Genomic DNA, 18,428 nt, shown 5'->3' on the forward strand with positions numbered 1-18,428 from the left:
GCGGAGTAATGAAAGGACTACACTAGTTTTTTATAGGAGTTTTATTTTCAACAAAGAGGGTCATTTTTCCAACTAAAAGCTCTTTTATTCCATCTAAAGTTTTTATTTTTCAACTAACTATAAAACTAAAAAATGCCAAAGAGGATTTTTATCCTCTTCGGCATTCAATAGAATCGTTTATTCCGCCATCTTTTCAGCAGGTGTTTCCGTTTCAGCAGGCGCATCCACAGGAGTCTCTGCAGGTGTCTCAACTGATGGTTGAGCTGAAGGCGCTGCTACATTGATGTATAATTTACCCGCTGCTCTTTCGCGTGTTTCGTTTTCGAAGCTGTCAACAGCTTTTACTTCGATAACTGCTCCGTTGGCAACAGTATCTGCTGGTACTGTCCAGTATCCGACATAGTGACCATTAGATTGTTCCATCATTGGTAATTCCGTAGCGTTTTGAACATCTCCAACATTTGTTAGTGGCATATGGATGACAAATGTTGTCTTCAATCCTGGCTCACTATCAAATTCAATTTTAACGCTTTTACCTGTTGTCAATTGAAGGTCTTGTGCAGGTTTTAAGTTCTCAATGACAGGTGCATCGTATTGTGCAGTTACTGTTACTTTTTTGGAAGTTTTATTTTTAGCTTTATCTTGAGCGATGACTGTAATTTCATTCGCACCGTTCTCAAGAAGTATACGTTTTGAATATTTTCCATTAACAACTTGTGCAGTTTGACCGTTAACCTTTACGAAGTCAAGGTTTGCGTCTGTAACGGTACCTTCGACAGTTACCGATTCACGATTAGTTTTATCACCATTTTTTGGGCTTGTTATAGTCATTTCAGGTTTTATTGTATCTAAAATCACTGTAACTGGTTCAGATTCACCTGTAGTTCTGCCATCTAACACTGAAACCACTTTGAACTCATTAGCACCTTCCGTAAGTGTCGCAGGGATTGCAAATTTACCGTCATTGCCTACAATAACAGATCCAGAATCTTTACCGTTTTGTTTCAACTCTATAGTAGCAGTCGGTGATGCAGTCCCCTCAACAGTCAACGCTTCTTGACTTGTTGTCAAATTAGCAGCAGGAGATGTGATGACTGGCGCGCTTACTTCATAGCTTACTCGAGCACGAATCATATAGTTACCTTCAGCAGTTGGTGATGGAGACCAAGCACCAGAAACTCCTTGATAACTTCTTCCTGCATTTGTTCCATTTTCATCTGTTGCTAAACCTGGTGTATTTGGGTTTGCAAAAGTTTGGCGGTATACCATGAAGAAGTCGCCATTTACGACAATGTTGTGTTCAGTTAAATTCACAACTGTCCATTCACCGTTACGTAAAGCTGTTGCATCTATCGGGCCTGCAAGCATCTTACCTGGTGCACCATCTGCACCTGTAGCATCCCAAACTTCAACAGCAAATGCAGTTCCACCAGGGACTGGCCATTCAGTGTCCCAGAATCGGAATACGCCATCTGTCACGATACCGTTTTCTTTGCCTTCAGGTAGAGACATTTTTACCGCCCATGCATTTCCTGCTGCATTAAAAGCACGAGCATTTTCAGCTGAACCGTCATCATAACCTATTTCTCCACCAGGATACGTGTAGAATGGCTCTAGTGCAATATTTTGCGTAATTGCTTCATCACCAATAGTAATGGAAACTTCTTGGCTATGGTAGCCTCGAGCAACTACTTTTAATGTGTAATCACCTTCGTATGCTGTAAGTGAATAGTTACCCGATGCATCCGTTTCCACAGGGGTGATGTTTGCATCTTCCACAAGTAAAATTGTTGCTCCTGCAACACCTTCACCTGTCGATTGGTCCGTAATTGTACCACTTACTGTATTTTGTGCTACTTCATCTAAAGTGAAATTAGCAGTTGTTGTACCATCAGCTTCAATCGTTACAGATTGTTCTTCTGAGGTGAATCCATAAGCTTCCGCTTTTACGGTGAACGTTCCTGCACCATGTGTTAATGAATAAGAACCATCAGCTGGATTTGAATAAACCGAGCGTCCTGATTCTAGTACACTAACTTGAGCACCTAATGGTAGAAGGGTAGGATTAACAATTGTTTCTTCTACTGGTGGTGCTTCTTTTACAGGTAATACAGGTCTGATTGTCTTTGGATCAACCGCTTCTTTTAATGCATCTTTGTCTTTATCCTTGTTATTTCCGTTATTTGTATTTCCATTATTTCCGTTATTTCCGATTGTTCCTTTATTTCCTTTTGATACTTTTCCAGTTTGTGAGATATTAGCTAAAGATACATCATCGATATACCAGCCATCTCTTTGAACGCTTCCATCAGAGAATGCATTAAATCCAATGTAAATACGTTGACCAGCATAAGCAGACAGATCAACCTCTGCACTTACCCATCCATTCGATTGACCTTGAACCATTAGTAATTGCGTCCAGTTTTCTTGGTCAGTCGAAACAAATACATGTCCATAATCCCAAGCTCTTCCTGAGGAAGATTGCTCAAAATTGTGCCAATGTTTGAACTGCAAGTATGAGTTTCCTTCTGGCAGGTCAATTGGAGGTGCAACAAGTGTCGCGTTCATGCGATTCGCGTATAATCCAGCTAAGTTTGTTGCATATACCTTTTCACCTGATGCAGCATTACCTGGTCCGGATGTAGGCACGCCCCATTCCCAACTGTTTTGTTCTCCAAATGAATACCAACCCGTTGGCTGTCCTTCAAAGTCTTCAAAGTATCCAACCGTAATTCCAGGTTTCACTTGAACAACATATTCTTCACTGCTTACTTCATTATTACCAAAATCGTTTACAATCCATTTGTACGTAAATGAGTTACCTGTGATTAATTCACCAGGAACTACTACACCGAACTCGCCAGCTTTATAATCACCAGATTTGCGACCAGCTTCAATTACTTGCCAAGCTCCATCTGCATCTTTATAGTTTAGAATAACTGAAGCAACGCTAATGTTATCATTAACATCTATCAACAATTCTAAATCCATTCCCGCATACGTCTCGCTTGGAGCTGTATGTTCAAATGTTGGTGCTTCATTGTCATCACCTTGTTGGGTTACTTGTCCTTTTAATGTTCCTAATCCAGTAATAATCGAGGATACTGCTTCATAAGCATCCACTAACCCATATCCATATGCATGGTTAGGAACTGCTGGATATTGAGCATCTGTCAAAGGATTAGCTGTATTAAGCAAAATTTCCTCCATTTCATCAACCGTCAAATTCGCATTTACTTGTCGAAGAAGTGCCGCTACACCAGATACCGCTGGACCTGACATAGATGTCCCATTCCAACCACCTTCATAGCCACCACCCGGTACGGATGAACGGATATTTACACCTGGTGCTGAGATATCTGGTTTAATCTCCGCATAAGGCGAAGGACCACGTAGTGAGAAGCTACCCACTTTGTTATTGATATCAGTTGCACCCGTCGCAAATGATTCAGGATAGTTTGCTGGTGCTGCAACCGATCCTGCACCACCTGGATTTGAAAGCGTTGTGTTACCTGCAGAGAATTCAGGGAAAATTTCTGCTGCACGCCAGTTAATAACTACGTCACGGTACCATTCATCAAGACCAGGACCGCCACCCCAAGAGTTATTAACAATGTCCGGAGCCATATCAACACGTGCGTTTCCAGCTGCATCAGTTGGTGCTAAAATCCATTGTGCCGCCTCTAACAAGTCGACATCAGTACCACCAGCTGCTGAGAAAGCTTTTACTGCAATATATTTTGCTCCCGGAGCTACACCAATTTGGTTTGCACCATTTGGTTCACTACCAACCATTGTTCCTGTTACGTGCGTCCCATGGTCAATATCATCATATGGAGTAGCTCGTCCAGCTGTTGCATCAAACCAGTTATAGTCGTGTGTGACTTGTCCAGTTGCTGCATTGTAACCACGATATTTTTGTTTTAAAGCTGGGTGATCCCACTGAACTCCTGTATCGATACTTGCTACTACCGTTCCTGAACCATCAATGCCCATCGCCCAAACATCTGGTGCTTTCACACGCTCAATGTTCCACTCGATATTTGCAGTTTCTGCTTTAGGAACGACCGCATTTTCTGTTTTTGTTGTAAACAGTTGACGAGTTTCATTTGGTAATATTTTTTCTACTTCTGCGAAAGTTGCTATCTTTTCAGCTACTTCCTGTGTCGCAGTAACTGCCATCCCATTTACGATGTAGTAGGAGGTAAGATCTTCGGCATTTCCTTTCGCTATTTCTTGTTCTAAAAATTGTTTAACCGTTTGTTGAGACTCAATAGACGTTGCCTTTAACTCAGACACAACAGCAGAGCGTTGAATAAGCTTTGTATTATGAGCTGATAGGTTTGCTTCATCTGCATTTTTTCTTGCTTCTTCAGCCACTTGAAGAGAGTCAGATTTTTCCTTGAATTTAATCAGGAATGTAACCTTCTCATCGTTTTTAAAGTTTTCAAGCAGACGGCTATTTAATTTGTCTTTCACAGAAATGTTATTAGAGCTTGAATCTCTGAACGATTGATGAAGCTTACTAGTTGTTTCTGCGCTTACAACATTTGGTGCTACTAGCGAAAACGTCATGAGTAAAGATGCTACAACACTAAGAGCTTTGACTGAACTACTTTTCTTCCTCAACTTCATTCCTCCTTTGAATTTTACAAAAATTAAATTAACGTCCGCTGCTCGCCCTTGTTTAAAAAAGACTAAATAAAAAACACCTTTACCTCCTTTCCTAAGTTACTTAGGCAAACAGAATCAATGGTGTCGTTCGTGAATCTCTTGTTGTTAAGTATCACTATATTTGAAATGAAGTGTGAAATTTGTCGTACTTTGTCGTTATTTTTCAGAATTTTCGGAAATAATAACTATTTACTATTTTGCACTAAATTCTCAATAGTTCTATTTATCTATGAAAAATTAATATTAGTTTAATAGAGCATTGATATCATTGGCATTAAAGAGAATATCAAATTTTTATCATAACTACAATATTTGGTTATTTTTTCTAAAAATACTTCATTCATCCTATTTAATCATTGTAGTCATATTGACTACTAACTTTATTAATCATTATTTAGTTCTTTTTATCTACATTTCTAATTTATGTTAAGAATGAATTAGCAATTATAGAANGTTTTATCAGGTTATTTTTTCCAAAATCATTATATTTATTAATATAGTCTTAATTAATCATTCGATAATAGGTTAATACTCATACAAGGAGGTTTCACGAATGCAAAAGCTTGAGTTTGAAGCATCATGGGATAAGTCCTTATCCAGTAAGGATCGAAAAGAAATCGAAGAAATTTTCCTCCAAACATACAAAACGGAGTCTCAAGATATTCTTCTAACACCAATTTGCCAAGCAGTGAATCATAAGAGTGAATTATTGATTACTGTACTTGTACATAATTTTTCTGAAGAAGAGATTACTTTTTATAATAAAAAATTAGCTTATATGGAAAATGAAAATTTTCTTGCTGAGCATACTTTTACACTACAAACATTGAAAATTAAACCCAAAGTTAGTATGCCATGGACTTTCATATTTCCCGTTGAGAGCCTAAAGAATTATGCTACATTTCAAAACGGTTATTTAGTCATTATTAATAATTAGTCCATATTTGATATACATCTTTTACTCCTATTGAACCAAGTTAAAGAGGTATGAAAAATTTTAAAGGAGGTTACTTTATGAGTGAAAATCGCAGGGGCGCTAGCAACAATAAAGGTTCTATGGCAAAAAATCCAAGTAGTAAGAAAGAAGAGATATCTCTAGAATTAGCTGAACTCGGAAACTTAAAACCAAAGCATGAACCAATGACCCCAAATCAACGTGAAAAAAGCGAGAGAGAAAAATCTTACTAACTACAACATGCAAAGCAGTCCTATAAGAATGGGCTGCTTTGTGTTATGTAGAAAGAGCTAAACTTTGTGTATAATACTTCTTAACATGTGTTTGAAACAAAGGCGGGTGCGTATGGATCCAAATGAAAAACAACATAAGGATGATTGGAAAGAGGAAGAGCTAAGCGAAGAAGAGTTTCTCGAACTTGTATTAGAGGCACAGAGGGAAGCACTTCAGAAAGAAGCTCTTGAAAAAAAGAGTAATAGACCAAAGAGACCTTTTCCAAAATGGGTATTCTATTTGATGGCTTCTATTCTGTTTGTCAGTACATTTGCATCAATCTTTCAAATTTACTCTATTCCAGCTATTGAATTTATTAAAACGTCTGCAAAATTGTCTGCTCAGGAAGAGATAGCAGTTTATAAAAAGTCTGTCGTAGTCATCTTAACAGATGATAGCAAAGGAACCGGCTTTTCTATATCAAGCGATGGTATGATTTTGACTAACTATCATGTTGTGGAAGGTAATGAAACTGTAACAGTTGGTTTTCCTGATGACAGGCGTTTTCGTGCTAAAGTAATAGATACATATCCTTCTGTCGATCTTGCTGTATTAGATATTAAGGAGGAGGATCTTCCATTTTTGGAGCTTGCGGAGAGAACTACTTTTGAAGCTGATGAATCTATATACTTTATTGGTAATCCACTAGGTTTTACTGGTATTGCAAATGAAGGAACAATTATTGATTATACTCAGTTAAGTGATTGGGACGTACCTGTAGTCATGATGAAAGCACCAGTTTATCGAGGGAATAGCGGAAGCCCTGTTTTGAATAAAGATGGTAAAGTAATTGGGGTTATTTTCGCCACATTAGATCATGATGAACATGGCAGGGTCGGATTATTTGTGCCTATAGATGAGTATCTTAATACAAAATAATACAAAGAGACCCCTTAGTGCAGGAAACTAAAGGGTCTCGGTTGTGTGAGAATTGGTCTCGATTTTTGAAATTTGGTCTCGGTTACCGGAAAACTTGTCTCGCTTACATTTACATTCGTCTCTTTCTGCCACTTAATGTAAAATACTATTCTAAATAAGTTTTCCGCCAATCCAAGCGTTCTTTCTCATTCAGTTGGTTTTCGAGTTTTTCATCCCACCGCTCTAATAATGTATTCCATACTCGTGCATATATGATGTCTTGTTTTTTATCATACAAAATAAATTCTATACAAGGAATATCATCGATATATAAATCCGTCGATGAGACAATTTCAGATAGTACCGTCTGAACGTCTCCTTCTCCTGATTCAGCACCGTTTATACGGAGTGCATTTATCAATGTCTCATCCTCAAAAGACAATTCTTCATCCAGATATCCTTCTTTTACATATCTATAAACTTCTAATTCTTCTTCACCCGTTGCTTCCTTAAGTTCACCTTCCAAGAATGCCTCATGAGAAGGGCTATATAGTATATTGTTAGTCTCAGGCTTCTGTTCCTCTTCAAATATGCCATTTGCTAATTGTTGGTTTCCTTTATCTGTAAGCCTATATCCGCTCTCTATCTTCTCTAGCAGAAGTGTTCTTTGCATTAAATCAATTAAATCCTGTATAAAAAGTTGCTCTACAAGTAATAATTCACTTAATTCTTCCGCATTTATCTTTGTAGTCTTTTGAAAAGCAATGAGCATCATCTTCATAAGCACGTCCATTTTTGTTCGCTTCACACATATAAATTCAGCCTCAATCGAATGAACTGGTATGCTCCACATAGATGAATGCATAATTTTGACGTTCAAATTCTGTTGCAGTTCTCTTTTTAATCGGTTTTCCAACTCACGCATTTTCTAGAACTCCTATTACATTTCCTTTTATATCTTTTAGTCCATCTTTATTTTTTACAACCTCTAGCAAGCCACTGTACATTTCTCTAGCATCTTTTCTTTTAGCACGTTGAGTGAACATTTCAGTACTTCCTACTAGAACTAGTAATTCCCTAGCTCTAGAAAGGGCTACATTCAAACGTCTATAATCATTCGCAAACCCTATATCGGCATTGTTATCTTTGTTATTACGTACCATACTTAAAATGATAACATCCATTTCCATCCCTTGAAATTTATCTACCGTCCCTGTTCGGAAAGTCAAATTTTTAAAGTTTGTCTCTTGTTGAATTAATCGATCAATTCTTTTCACTTGCTCTCCATAAAAACTAATTACCCCGATACTCTTTCTTTCATCTAAGCCCATTCTTCCTTCACTTTTCGCAGACTCTGTAGCTTTGTCTAAATCCATCAAAACGTCACGTATAGTATTCAATTCACCTTGGTTAAAACGACTTTTTCCGTCCTTTACTTTTTCTTCAAAGTAGGATCTTTCGTTAGGTATATCCATCCAAATTAAATGATCACTTCTTTTAACGTAGTGTGAATCTAGTAAATGATCACGTACTGTATCAGAATCGACTAATCCACATTGCAATCGATAATTCTCCTCTGCGTAAAAGGGAGTAATCGTCTCCATAATACTTTCGTGCATGCGATACTGAATGGCAAGCATCGTTTTATTACTCTTAGGTAGATTTTTAAATAGTCTTTCGAATAAAGACTCCTTCAAGAGTTTCTTCAGTTCGTCCTTTTCCTCAAAACTATCACTTTCTTCTAGAATTACTTTTAAAGTTTCATCCAGCGTATCTTCCCCAACAAGTGGAGGTAACTGATGATGATCTCCAACTAAAATTATTTTTTTACCTTTTAGCATTGGTAATAACAATTCTGGAGGTGTAGCTTTTGAAACTTCATCGATTATCACAACATCAAAGACAGGATAGTTGTCCATAAACTCTTTTCTTGCGGAAGCTACACAAGTTGTTCCAATTACATTTGCATGTCTGACATAAAGCTTTCGAATTTCATCTAAATCATGGTCATTTGCTTCACTTAGTAGAGAAAACCATTCGTTTTGAAGTTCCTGTGTAATAGGTAAACGTTCTTTTTCACGCGTTAAAGAGAGCTTCTTTTCAGATAGTTTTTCAATTTCAACTACCACTAGCTCGCGCTCTTCCTCTAAATTTTGCCTTAATAATTCATCAATAGCTTTAAGCTTTCTTTCCTGTTCTAATCCTTCGGAATTAATTCGTTTACCTTCTATCTCTGTTTCTAATAGAGTCTCTTTATAGGACTCCAATTGATCGGAGCTAACCCGCTCTTCATTCTTTTTAAGTTCTAGTCGATTTATATACTGTTTTAAAGTTTCTTCTGTTTTCTTTAAGTCATTAAATAAAAATTCTTTTTGTTGTAGTTCTTCTTCTAGTTTTTGTGGTGACTGTATATTTTCTACATCTCCAAGTTTTATTTTAATATTTTTACTTTTCTCCATTAATACATTTAACTTTTCGCTATTAGCTGTACCATTGTTTTTTAATTCATATATATCTCGTTCTGCTTGAATGATTGCTCTTTTAAGTTGCTCTTCCAATTCTAATTTAATCGTTTGAAAACGTTTAGTTGAGTCTGATTTTGAGTTGTTTAAAATTGTTCCTTGCTTCCAAACAAATTTTTTCCTTACGTTCAATCCTTCCCAATACACTTTTAGCTTCTCTAAATCGATTTCTCCTGACGTAAGCATTCGTTTCATGATATCTATGAATTGATGAATTTCTTTTACTGAGTAAGATGAATCAAAAAACACTCCGCTACTACCTACATTTTGTAATGATATATTGTTTTTTTTGAATATACTCTCTATGTAAACAATAGCTGATTGTAACCTGTTGTTTAGTTCTTCCCAGTCTTCAAATGACTGTATTTTTTCTATTAATTTGTCCAATTCTTCTATTTGCTTCTCTAACATAGAAAGTGGTGTAAACTCATAGTGTTTTATCAAACTCTTTAACTGTTCGAATTTACGCGTAGAAGGTATCTCCGTCAAAAACTGTTTGAAACTGTCTATTTTAAGCTGCCGCATTTTAAACTTTTGTCTTGTGTCATTTACTAATTTTTCGGCTTCACTAACTTCTTGCATTATTTGCTGATAATAAAGCTGATTTTTAATAATCTCTAATTCAGCTTCTAAAAGTTTTAGTTTTTCTTTTAATTGTTCACCAGATGGATTTGCATGAATAAATTCTTCCATCTTGGTAATTTCCATCTGCAGTCCTTGTAGCGTTTTTTCTAAAGTGGTTTTAGTTTTTTCTAATTCTTCTTGTTCTTTCTTTAAAAGTATCAAACTTCTTTTAAGCCCTTTTATCTCTTCCATTATTGACGTATGCTCAATCTTGGCATTTTCTTTTTGTGTTATCTTTTCTTTTAATAAAACCAATTGAGTTTGAAGAGAATCAATTTGTTGTTCAAGGGTAGTAATTTCACTTGATAATTGTTCTTTTTTTACGGGATGAGAGTTTAACTCTCTTTGTAGTGCACTAAGTGTCTGGTCTTTCCAATATTGCCCTACATTTTCCTCTATGAACTTCTTACCTTCTTCTTCAATGCTTTCAGTACGGCCGAAGCGCAAAATACGAATGTCTTTATTTGAGAGTAATCTACTAAGTGCGTTATCAACAGCTAAATTGGACTGAGAAGCAACTAAAGTTCTGAGTCCCGCCTTTGCATTTTGTTGACAGATTTCGGAAATAACGGTGGTCTTTCCTGTTCCTGGTGGACCTTGTATTACATATAAATCTTTCGCTGACATAGCACCTGTAACAGCTTCTTGTTGAAACTCATTCAATTGATTATGAAATTTCAGTTTCTCTGTCTTATTTGTAATACGTATAGCGGGTCTATCTTCAAATAATATTTTTTCAAGATTAGCATTTGCTGCAAGCCCGTTTTGTAAATCTTCAAATCCTTTGCGAAGTCTTCTAATTTGGCTCAGTGTAGCAAAATTACTAAATACAGCTTCTTTTGTTTTGGGGTTCAATTGATTTCTTCTTGCCATATCTCTGATCTTTGGCCTTAAATCAATTTCTATCGTTTTCTTAGAACGATCGACCTTCAAAACATCACCAATATCATATTGATATCCCTTCAACGCAACGCTAAGACCTTTTATTTTATTCCACTCATTTCCGTTTAAGGTAGTACCAATGAGTGTCATTCTAGAAAAATCTTCATTTAACATTATTTTAGAAAATTCTGTAGTAATATCTGCAATATCAGCATTTCGTTCTTGTATTTTTAAATATCCTTCCCAACTTGTAATTCGTTTTTTTACATATTCTGATCTTTCCTCAGCAATAGGCAATTCACGAATTTTAGTGTGGAGTTGAATTGGTAGGCCCGCTCCATTATTTCGAGCTGTAACAAACTTCAAATTTACAGCTAAACGGCGATTTGTTCTGACTCTAGTTTTCTCTCCTCTTACGTGAAAACCAGTAGCTAGAAACCCATCATTCTGAAGTACACATTCCATTACAGCAACCTTACCATTTAACTTATCTGATAGAATTCTATTCATTTCATTATCAAAGTAAAGAGAAAGCGACGTGTTTCCATGAGAATTGACCGGTCTCTTTTCCATATATATAGCAAACGATTCCTGCATCTTAAAAAAGGCATGTTCATCTGTAGACCATTCTAGAATACCTTTACGTGCATTATTCGTCACAATAAGATTGCTTCGGAACGTTTCTATTCTAGTTAATTCCTTCTCCATGCACATGCCTCCTTACAAATTAATCAACCTATCTATGTTAGCACTTTTTGAGCAAATCTTGAATGGAGAAGGTTGGATTTTAATTTTCATCATTAAGTTTTTGTTAAAATTGAATATTTTGTGAACTTTTATTTGATATTTTTTTAATAGTTTCATATTATTAAATTACAGTTTAGGACAGAATTTTCCAAAAACTGATTCGGAATTAATGGAGGTATGGAAAATGGCAAAGAATTTAGAAAGCGTTTACATTTCAGATGACCACAGAAACAGTAAAACTCTTTCAAAAGATGATGCTCAAAAAACATCAACAAATTACACAGCTATTGCACAAAGTCCAGAATTCAAAGAATTAAAAAGAAAAAAGAACAGATTCATATTACCAATGTCATTATTCTTTTTTGTATGTTATATCACCCTACCAATTTTGACTTCCTACACAACAATTTTAAACGTTAATGCTTTTGGAGACGTTTCTTGGGTATGGGTTTATTCGATTGCACTATTCATTATGACTTGGACGTTATGTATGATCTATGTTAGAAAGGCAAACACGTTCGATCAAGAAGCAAATGACATTTTAGAGAAGGAAAAGGCTGGTGGATATAAATGAGTCTAATTGGTTTATCATTCTTTGTAGGTATTGTGGCATTAACTTTATACGTTACGTATATCGCTTCTAAACGTACTAATTCAGCTAGTGAGTTTTACACTGCTGGTGGTGGTTTGTCTGGATGGCAAAACGGAATCGCAATTGCTGGAGATTATTTATCAGCCGCATCCTTCCTTGGAATTGCTGGTGCAATTGCACTTTTCGGATTTGATGGTTTCTTCTATAGTATTGGTTATTTAGTAGCTTATTTAGTTGTTTTATATATTGTTGCCGAGCCTTTACGTAACTTGGGTCGATATACGCTCGCAGATATGATTACTGCCCGTTTTAATCAGAAGAAAATCCGTGGGGCTGCAGCAATTAGTACTTTAACAATTGTTTTATTTTATATGATCGCTCAACTTGTTGGGGCTGGCGCACTTATTCAATTATTATTAGGTATTGATTATTGGATTGCTGTTCTAATCGTTGGAGTTATGATGACTGTCTATGTTTTATGGGGAGGAATGGCAGCTACCAGTTGGGTTCAAATTATCAAAGCTGTTCTATTAATGGTTGGTACTGTCATTATTTCTTTCTTAGTTTTATGGCATTTCAATTTCAATATATTTGGTATGTTTACAGAAATGAAAGGCGCAACATCTCACGGAGAAGCATACTTACATCCTGGGGTAAAATATACAAATGGTTTAGACACGATATCTATGATGATTGCATTAGTGTTAGGTACTGCAGGATTGCCTCATATATTAATGCGTTTCTTTACAGTAAAAGATGCGAAGACTGCTCGTAGCTCAGTTATATACGCTACTTGGATCGTAGGAATCTTTTACATTTTAACGATTTTCCTAGGTTTTGGTGCAGCAGCTTTAGTAGGTTCTGAAAAAATAATGGGAGCAAATGCAGCTGGAAATATGGCCGCCCCGCTTCTAGCACAAGCCTTAGGTGGCGACATTTTAATGTCTTTTGTCTCTGCGGTAGCATTTGCAACTATTTTAGCAGTAGTTGCAGGACTAGTATTATCAGGCGCTTCTGCTTTTGCCCATGATTTATATGGACAAATCTTCAAAAAAGGTAAAGTAACAGAAAAAGAACAAATGAAAGCAGCACGTTTAGCTTCAGTTAGTGTTTCTGTAATTTCCATTATATTAGCATTAGGTGCACAAAACATGAATGTAGCTTTCCTAGTTTCACTTGCTTTCTGTATTGCAGCAAGTGCAAATTTACCTGTAATTATTTATACAATCTATTGGAAAAATTTCAATACGACAGGTGCATTGACAGCAATTGTTACTGGACTTGTCGTTGCCCTTATCTTAGTAGCATTAAGCCCTAACTTATGGGCAGCGGATGGTTCTATGACTTTTACAGGTGAAGCATTATTTCCATTAACAAATCCTGCGATTATATCTGTTCCAGCCGGTTTTATCGGCGGTTGGTTAGGCTCACTAGTTGGAGCTCGTGCAGATCAGAAGAAATATGCAGAAGTCGATGTTAAAGCAAACATTGGTTTAAAATAATTACTGAATAGTTTTATGTAATTAAGAATGAAAGTGGCGTTAAACTTGTTCTCTATAATCTAAAACATAAAATAAAAAGAAGCAAAGAGCAATTCGGCTCTTTGCTTCTTTTATTGTTATTGAAAAAGATTTATAGTCGTGATAATGATTGGCATTGCAAAAACATCAATTAGGAATGCACCTACAATCGGTACAACCAAATATGCTTTTTTAGAAGGACCAAACCTTTCCGTTACAGCTGCCATATTTGCCATTGCATTTGGTGTTGCACCAAGTCCATGTCCAGTAAAACCAGCAACCATTACAGCTGCATCGTAATTTTTTCCCAATAAGCGAAACAATACGAATATACCAAAAAGGACGATGAAAACAACTTGTACAAAAACAATAGCTAAAATAGGTAAAGCTAAATCAGCTACCTCCCATAGTTTAATGCTCATCAAAGCCATCGAAAGAAAAATACCTAATGTAATATCTCCTACTAGACCTATACTTTGCATATCTACTATTTTAGGATTTACTTTGTCTACTATATTTCTGACTATTACTGCCACAAACATTGCACCCACATATCCTGGAAGTACAAATCCAGTTGCCGAAGAGAACAAGCTACCTAAATAAGTTCCTAATGCCATACAGAAAGTGATGAGGAATAATTGTGTAAAAAACGTATTCGTTTGTATTGGCTTGTTACTTTCCAATGGTTTTACTTCCTCAACTTCCTCAAGTTCTGTAGATTTCAAACCATACTTAGAAACGAGGAACTTCACCACAGGTCCTCCTACCAGCCCTCCAGCAACTAGCCCAAATGTTGCTGCAGCTACCCCGATAGATAACGCTGAGTTTATACCGAGATCTTCCACAGTTTGGCCAAACGCTGTAGCCGCTCCATGACCACCTTCCATTGAAACTGCTCCTGCCATCATACCGATAAGCGGATGAATATCAAATAAATAGGCCATCGAAACTCCAATTGTATTTTGGGCAAGGGCTAAAAAACCACATGCCAGCCAATAAATAACGAGTAATTTCCCTCCTAATTTTACTAGCTTAAAGCTTGCACCTAGCCCAACTGTTGTGAAAAATGTGAGCATAAATATTCCTTGTAATGATGTATCCAAAGTAATTTCTAATAATCCTAGAGCTTTCGCTATGGTTGCAACTAAAGCAAAAAGCAATCCTCCTACTACCGGAGCAGGTATACAAAACTTATTTAAGAAACCAATATTTTTTACTAAAAACGTACCTAGCACTAATAGAGCTATGGCAAGAAAGATAGTAGTAACTTGATCTAATGCTAGTGTCATTTAATATCCCTCCTAAGAAAACTTGTGATTGCTTCATTCACTAAATACGCACCTAGTTTTACAGTACGGTTATGTTCGTCTAAAAGAGGATTTACCTCTGAAATATCAAAGGATAATGTTTTTTTATGTGCTGTTACACTCCTTATAATAGATCTCACAATACTTGGATCTAAACCAAATGGTGATGGAGCGCTTACACCTGGGGCAAAAGCAGCGTTCAGAACGTCTGCGCACAAAGTAAGAATGATATAATCATTTTCTTCTATAAAATCGTTTAGTGTTTCATTTACTTTGTCTATTTGACTTACATTCATACTTTCCTCAAGGATATATTTAACGTTCAATTCATCAGCTCGATCAAAAAGCTCCTGCGTATTCCCAAAACGCTGAATGCCAACAACACAATAACAACTGTTTGGATCTTGGTCTAATATTTGCTTAAACATAGTACCGGAAGAGGGTTGCTCATCATAAGATCTTAAATCAAAGTGAGCATCGATATTTATAATTCCTAGCTTTGCCTGTGAGCCAATATAATTACGTGCACCGAGATAATGTCCGTAAGCGGTTTCATGTCCGCCACCTAAAATAATTGGAGTCATTTGTTTGTTTAAAACTTTTGTAATTGTTTCTCCAAGTTGACGTTGAGCTTCTTCTAAGTTTTCTTCAGTACACGTAACTGACCCGATATCCGCAAGTTGCTTGTGTGGTGGAAATGCCCACGGTAAGTTTGCTAGTTCAGATCGAAGAGCGTCTGGAGCTTTTGCAGCACCAACTTTACCTTTATTTCGTCTAACCCCTTCCTCACTTTCAAATCCGATAATGACACAAGTTTCTTTGTTAGGTTTACAATCATCCATCTGAGGTAACTCTATGATTTGGTGATATCGAAAGCTAGATCTATTTTCACGATGATCGGTCCGACCAGACCAAATACCGTCCTTCACTTTATTTAACATGCTGCACGTCCCTTCTTAATTCTTTCTATTTATATTTTCTAAATTATATAAGAACTCATTTATTATTNTAATTGTTATAAATCTATAGCTTTAAACTATATATGTACGGAGGAAATCCAAATGGACTTAAAACAACTCTCTTATTTTGTAACAATAGTAGATCAAATGAGCTTTTCCAAAGCTGCTCAAATACTTCATATTTCACAACCTTCTCTAAGTAATGCAATTAAAAGCTTAGAAGGTGAATTAGGATTTCAAATACTTGAACGGAGTACTAGGAATATAGGAATAACTGAAGCGGGACATATTTTATATAAAAGGGCCGTGCATCTTTTATCCGAGATGGAAATTGCAAAAAAAGAAATGGGAGAAGTCAAACTTATCGGGAGTGGAGAACTTCAAATAGGAATGATAGAATCCGCAAAACATTGGATACCAAAAGTGATTCGGCCATATATAAAAGAGTTTCCAGATATTCGAATTAAATTAACGGAAGTATTAAGTGGAGCTGATGTAAAAAGCTCCTTACGAAACTATGAAACACACCTTATTATTACCAATCAATTTATCGAGGAAGACGATATTACAACCATTCCTTTATATCACGAAAAGCTTGTTTTATTACTTCATACTAACCACCCACTTGCAAAGCTTGAATATATAGAGCTAAAAGACTTGGTAGGAGAACCATTTATAATAAGTAGCGAGGGGTTTCAAACTAGGCATGATGTTTTAAATTTCTTTAAAACTGAAAATATTATACCTACCATAAAATATGAGATTGAACGTTTTGAAACTGCATTAATTTTAGTTCGTGAAAACTTAGGCATTACACTAATACCTGAAAACTATTTGCAAGGACCTTATGATTACTCAATAGTTAAAAGAACCATTGATTCTATAGAAATAGATCGGACCGTTTATTTGACCTATTTAAAAAATCGTTATGTATCCCCTGCTATACATGATTTTATTAACCGAACTAACTCTTATTTTAATTAGATTTATGAGTCTTAAATGTTATTACTTCCACTTAAACTGCTTCAGTGTGTAAAATTGCACCACTTTAAGGAAGTATCCAAGATATGCGCATTACACGCCGCAAGAGTGCGACGAATGGACTCGCGCTGACTGCACGTCCTTGTGTTTGGCTTGCAAGGCGCAAATACAAATTAAAAAACCGGTCCCAAAAAGGAACCGGTTTTTATAATGGAAATTTAATTAGCTTGGACTTCTTTTAGCTTTTCTAACTTTCTTTCTGAAGCTAATTTTAATGACATTAATGTTACTCCTCCTATTGCAAGCAGCCCTGCAATAATAAACATACCTGAAGTAAACGCTACAGCTCCTAGAATCATCGGACCAACAAATCCTCCTAAAGCTGCAAATGAATTAACTAAAGCAATTCCAACAGGTGCGGTAGATTCTGTAAAGAAGAAAGTTAAGTATGCAAAGAAACAACCAGTAAATCCATATAGCCCAGCAGAAGTTATGGCTAACATAAGGACCATCATAAATACACTATTGGAAAATCCGCAACCTATAAATCCTATGATCGAAATAAGGAAACATACAAGTAAATGTGATTTATGTGCATTCGTTCTATCAGCACTCCAACCAACAAATAGAATAGCAGGTATACCGACAACAGCAGGAATCATAGCCAACCAACCTATTTCTAAGTTAGTAGTCGCTGTTGCAGATAGAGATTTAATAATAGTTGGCATCCAGAAAGATAATCCATATATTCCTGTATATGCTGCGAAATAAAGTAACGACAGCTTCCAAACTTTTGAGTCTTTTAACATTTCTCGTTTTGAAACTTTGTTTACCATTAAGCTTTGTTGTCTTTCAGACTCTAGTTCTCCTTCTAACCAATCCTTTTCTTCTTGAGACAACCATTTAGCATTTGCTGGTCTGTTTGTTAAATAGAATATAACAATGAATCCTAGAATAGCTGCTGGAATACCTTCTAAAATAAACATCCATCTCCACCCAGACATAGATAGCCAAGAGATATTATCTAGAATCCATGTCGATACAGGTGCTCCAATGAGTCCCCCAACTGGTAAAGCGAGTAATAATACGGCCGTTGCTTTTCCTCTTTCACGGGCTCTAAACCAATAAGTTAAATACAATATAATACCTGGGAAGAACCCAGCTTCAGCAACACCTAATAAAAAACGAAGAATGTACAAATGAGTTGTTGTTTGTGCAAAACCAGTTAAGACAACTATAATACCCCATGAAAACATAATACGTGCAATCCAAACCTTTGCGCCAATTTTGTGCATAATCATATTACTTGGAACTTCAAAGAAGAAATAACCAATAAAGAAAATACCTGAAAGAAGTCCGAAAACTTCCGCTGTTAATGCTAATTCCGCGTTCATTTGCAACGCTGCATAACCTAAATTCACTCGATCTAAGTAGGCTACAATATACAAAACTAATATAAATGGTAAAATGCGAAGCATTGTTTTATTTATCGTTCTTTTTTCAAGTGCATTAACTGTTTGAGTCATTTTTTTCT

Annotated in this window: 12 protein-coding genes; 6 read left to right on the forward strand and 6 right to left on the reverse strand. The window is 36.1% G+C overall.

Going from position 1 to position 18,428, the window contains the following annotated elements:
* Window positions 1–177 precede the first annotated feature (177 nt).
* Window positions 178–4,635 (reverse strand): S8 family peptidase, encoded by a 4,458-nt coding sequence (locus tag AN959_RS04505; RefSeq protein ID WP_082460770.1) that lies wholly within the window; start codon window positions 4,633–4,635, stop codon window positions 178–180.
* Window positions 4,636–5,227: 592 nt separating this feature from the next.
* On the opposite strand from AN959_RS04505, the gene AN959_RS04510 reads away from it, so the two are divergent.
* The 3 genes from AN959_RS04510 (at window position 5,228) to AN959_RS04515 (ending at window position 6,781) form a co-directional block, all read left to right on the forward strand.
* The gene (locus AN959_RS04510; protein WP_056828638.1) at window positions 5,228–5,611 is read left to right on the forward strand and encodes an SLAP domain-containing protein; all 384 of its coding nucleotides are present in this window, start codon (window positions 5,228–5,230) and stop codon (window positions 5,609–5,611) included.
* A 77-nt stretch (window positions 5,612–5,688) separates the two neighbouring features.
* A complete protein-coding gene (locus AN959_RS21245; protein ID WP_172794311.1) occupies window positions 5,689–5,862 on the forward strand; it encodes a hypothetical protein in 174 nt (57 codons plus the stop codon).
* A gap of 112 nt (window positions 5,863–5,974) precedes the next feature.
* Window positions 5,975–6,781, forward strand: a complete 807-nt coding sequence (locus AN959_RS04515; RefSeq protein WP_056828640.1) for a S1C family serine protease — start codon at window positions 5,975–5,977, stop codon at window positions 6,779–6,781.
* 145 nt (window positions 6,782–6,926) lie between these two features.
* Here AN959_RS04515 and AN959_RS04520 read toward each other — a convergent pair whose 3' ends face one another.
* Together AN959_RS04520 and AN959_RS04525 are read right to left on the reverse strand one after the other, a co-directional pair.
* Window positions 6,927–7,685 carry a hypothetical protein gene (locus AN959_RS04520; protein ID WP_056828642.1) on the reverse strand — a complete coding sequence of 253 codons (759 nt, stop codon included), beginning with the start codon at window positions 7,683–7,685 and terminating at the stop codon, window positions 6,927–6,929.
* Window positions 7,678–11,496, reverse strand: a complete 3,819-nt coding sequence (locus AN959_RS04525; protein ID WP_056828644.1) for an AAA domain-containing protein — start codon at window positions 11,494–11,496, stop codon at window positions 7,678–7,680. Before AN959_RS04525 ends, AN959_RS04520 begins: the two co-directional genes overlap by 8 nt.
* Window positions 11,497–11,719: 223 nt before the next feature.
* On the opposite strand from AN959_RS04525, the gene AN959_RS04530 reads away from it, so the two are divergent.
* Both AN959_RS04530 and AN959_RS04535 read left to right on the forward strand, forming a co-directional pair.
* Window positions 11,720–12,109: a DUF485 domain-containing protein gene (locus AN959_RS04530; RefSeq protein WP_082355274.1), complete on the forward strand. Its 390-nt coding sequence runs from the start codon at window positions 11,720–11,722 to the stop codon at window positions 12,107–12,109.
* Window positions 12,106–13,629 (forward strand): cation acetate symporter, encoded by a 1,524-nt coding sequence (locus AN959_RS04535; RefSeq protein WP_056828646.1) that lies wholly within the window; start codon window positions 12,106–12,108, stop codon window positions 13,627–13,629. The genes AN959_RS04530 and AN959_RS04535 overlap by 4 nt, the downstream gene beginning before the upstream one ends.
* Before the next feature lie 116 nt (window positions 13,630–13,745).
* Here the strand turns inward: AN959_RS04535 and gltS are convergent, their stop codons facing one another.
* Window positions 13,746–14,936, reverse strand: a complete 1,191-nt coding sequence (gene gltS / locus AN959_RS04540) for a sodium/glutamate symporter (RefSeq protein WP_056828647.1) — start codon at window positions 14,934–14,936, stop codon at window positions 13,746–13,748.
* Complete coding sequence (gene hutG / locus AN959_RS04545; RefSeq protein WP_056828649.1) at window positions 14,933–15,895, reverse strand: formimidoylglutamase; 963 nt, start codon at window positions 15,893–15,895, stop codon at window positions 14,933–14,935. Before hutG ends, gltS begins: the two co-directional genes overlap by 4 nt.
* Window positions 15,896–16,015: 120 nt before the next feature.
* On the opposite strand from hutG, the gene AN959_RS04550 reads away from it, so the two are divergent.
* On the forward strand, window positions 16,016–16,897 hold the full coding sequence (locus tag AN959_RS04550) for a LysR family transcriptional regulator (protein ID WP_056828651.1): 882 nt from the start codon (window positions 16,016–16,018) through the stop codon (window positions 16,895–16,897).
* A gap of 215 nt (window positions 16,898–17,112) precedes the next feature.
* On the opposite strand, the gene AN959_RS04555 is transcribed toward AN959_RS04550, so the two are convergent.
* The gene (locus tag AN959_RS04555; RefSeq protein WP_056828653.1) at window positions 17,113–18,420 is read right to left on the reverse strand and encodes an MFS transporter; all 1,308 of its coding nucleotides are present in this window, start codon (window positions 18,418–18,420) and stop codon (window positions 17,113–17,115) included.
* Window positions 18,421–18,428: the final 8 nt, after the last annotated feature.

The sequence above is a fragment of the Psychrobacillus sp. FJAT-21963 genome (assembly GCF_001420585.1).
In the GTDB taxonomy this organism is placed as follows: domain Bacteria; phylum Bacillota; class Bacilli; order Bacillales_A; family Planococcaceae; genus Psychrobacillus.

Coding starts and splice junctions, on each gene's coding strand:
- AN959_RS04525 (WP_056828644.1), bottom strand. CDS start 11,496: ATGGAGAAGGAATTAACTAGAATAGAAACGTTCCGAAGCAATCTTATT.
- AN959_RS04505 (WP_082460770.1), bottom strand. CDS start 4,635: ATGAAGTTGAGGAAGAAAAGTAGTTCAGTCAAAGCTCTTAGTGTTGTA.
- AN959_RS04555 (WP_056828653.1), bottom strand. CDS start 18,420: ATGACTCAAACAGTTAATGCACTTGAAAAAAGAACGATAAATAAAACA.
- hutG (WP_056828649.1), bottom strand. CDS start 15,895: ATGTTAAATAAAGTGAAGGACGGTATTTGGTCTGGTCGGACCGATCAT.
- AN959_RS04520 (WP_056828642.1), bottom strand. CDS start 7,685: ATGCGTGAGTTGGAAAACCGATTAAAAAGAGAACTGCAACAGAATTTG.
- AN959_RS04550 (WP_056828651.1), top strand. CDS start 16,016: ATGGACTTAAAACAACTCTCTTATTTTGTAACAATAGTAGATCAAATG.
- gltS (WP_056828647.1), bottom strand. CDS start 14,936: ATGACACTAGCATTAGATCAAGTTACTACTATCTTTCTTGCCATAGCT.
- AN959_RS04535 (WP_056828646.1), top strand. CDS start 12,106: ATGAGTCTAATTGGTTTATCATTCTTTGTAGGTATTGTGGCATTAACT.
- AN959_RS04530 (WP_082355274.1), top strand. CDS start 11,720: ATGGCAAAGAATTTAGAAAGCGTTTACATTTCAGATGACCACAGAAAC.
- AN959_RS04515 (WP_056828640.1), top strand. CDS start 5,975: ATGGATCCAAATGAAAAACAACATAAGGATGATTGGAAAGAGGAAGAG.
- AN959_RS04510 (WP_056828638.1), top strand. CDS start 5,228: ATGCAAAAGCTTGAGTTTGAAGCATCATGGGATAAGTCCTTATCCAGT.
- AN959_RS21245 (WP_172794311.1), top strand. CDS start 5,689: ATGAGTGAAAATCGCAGGGGCGCTAGCAACAATAAAGGTTCTATGGCA.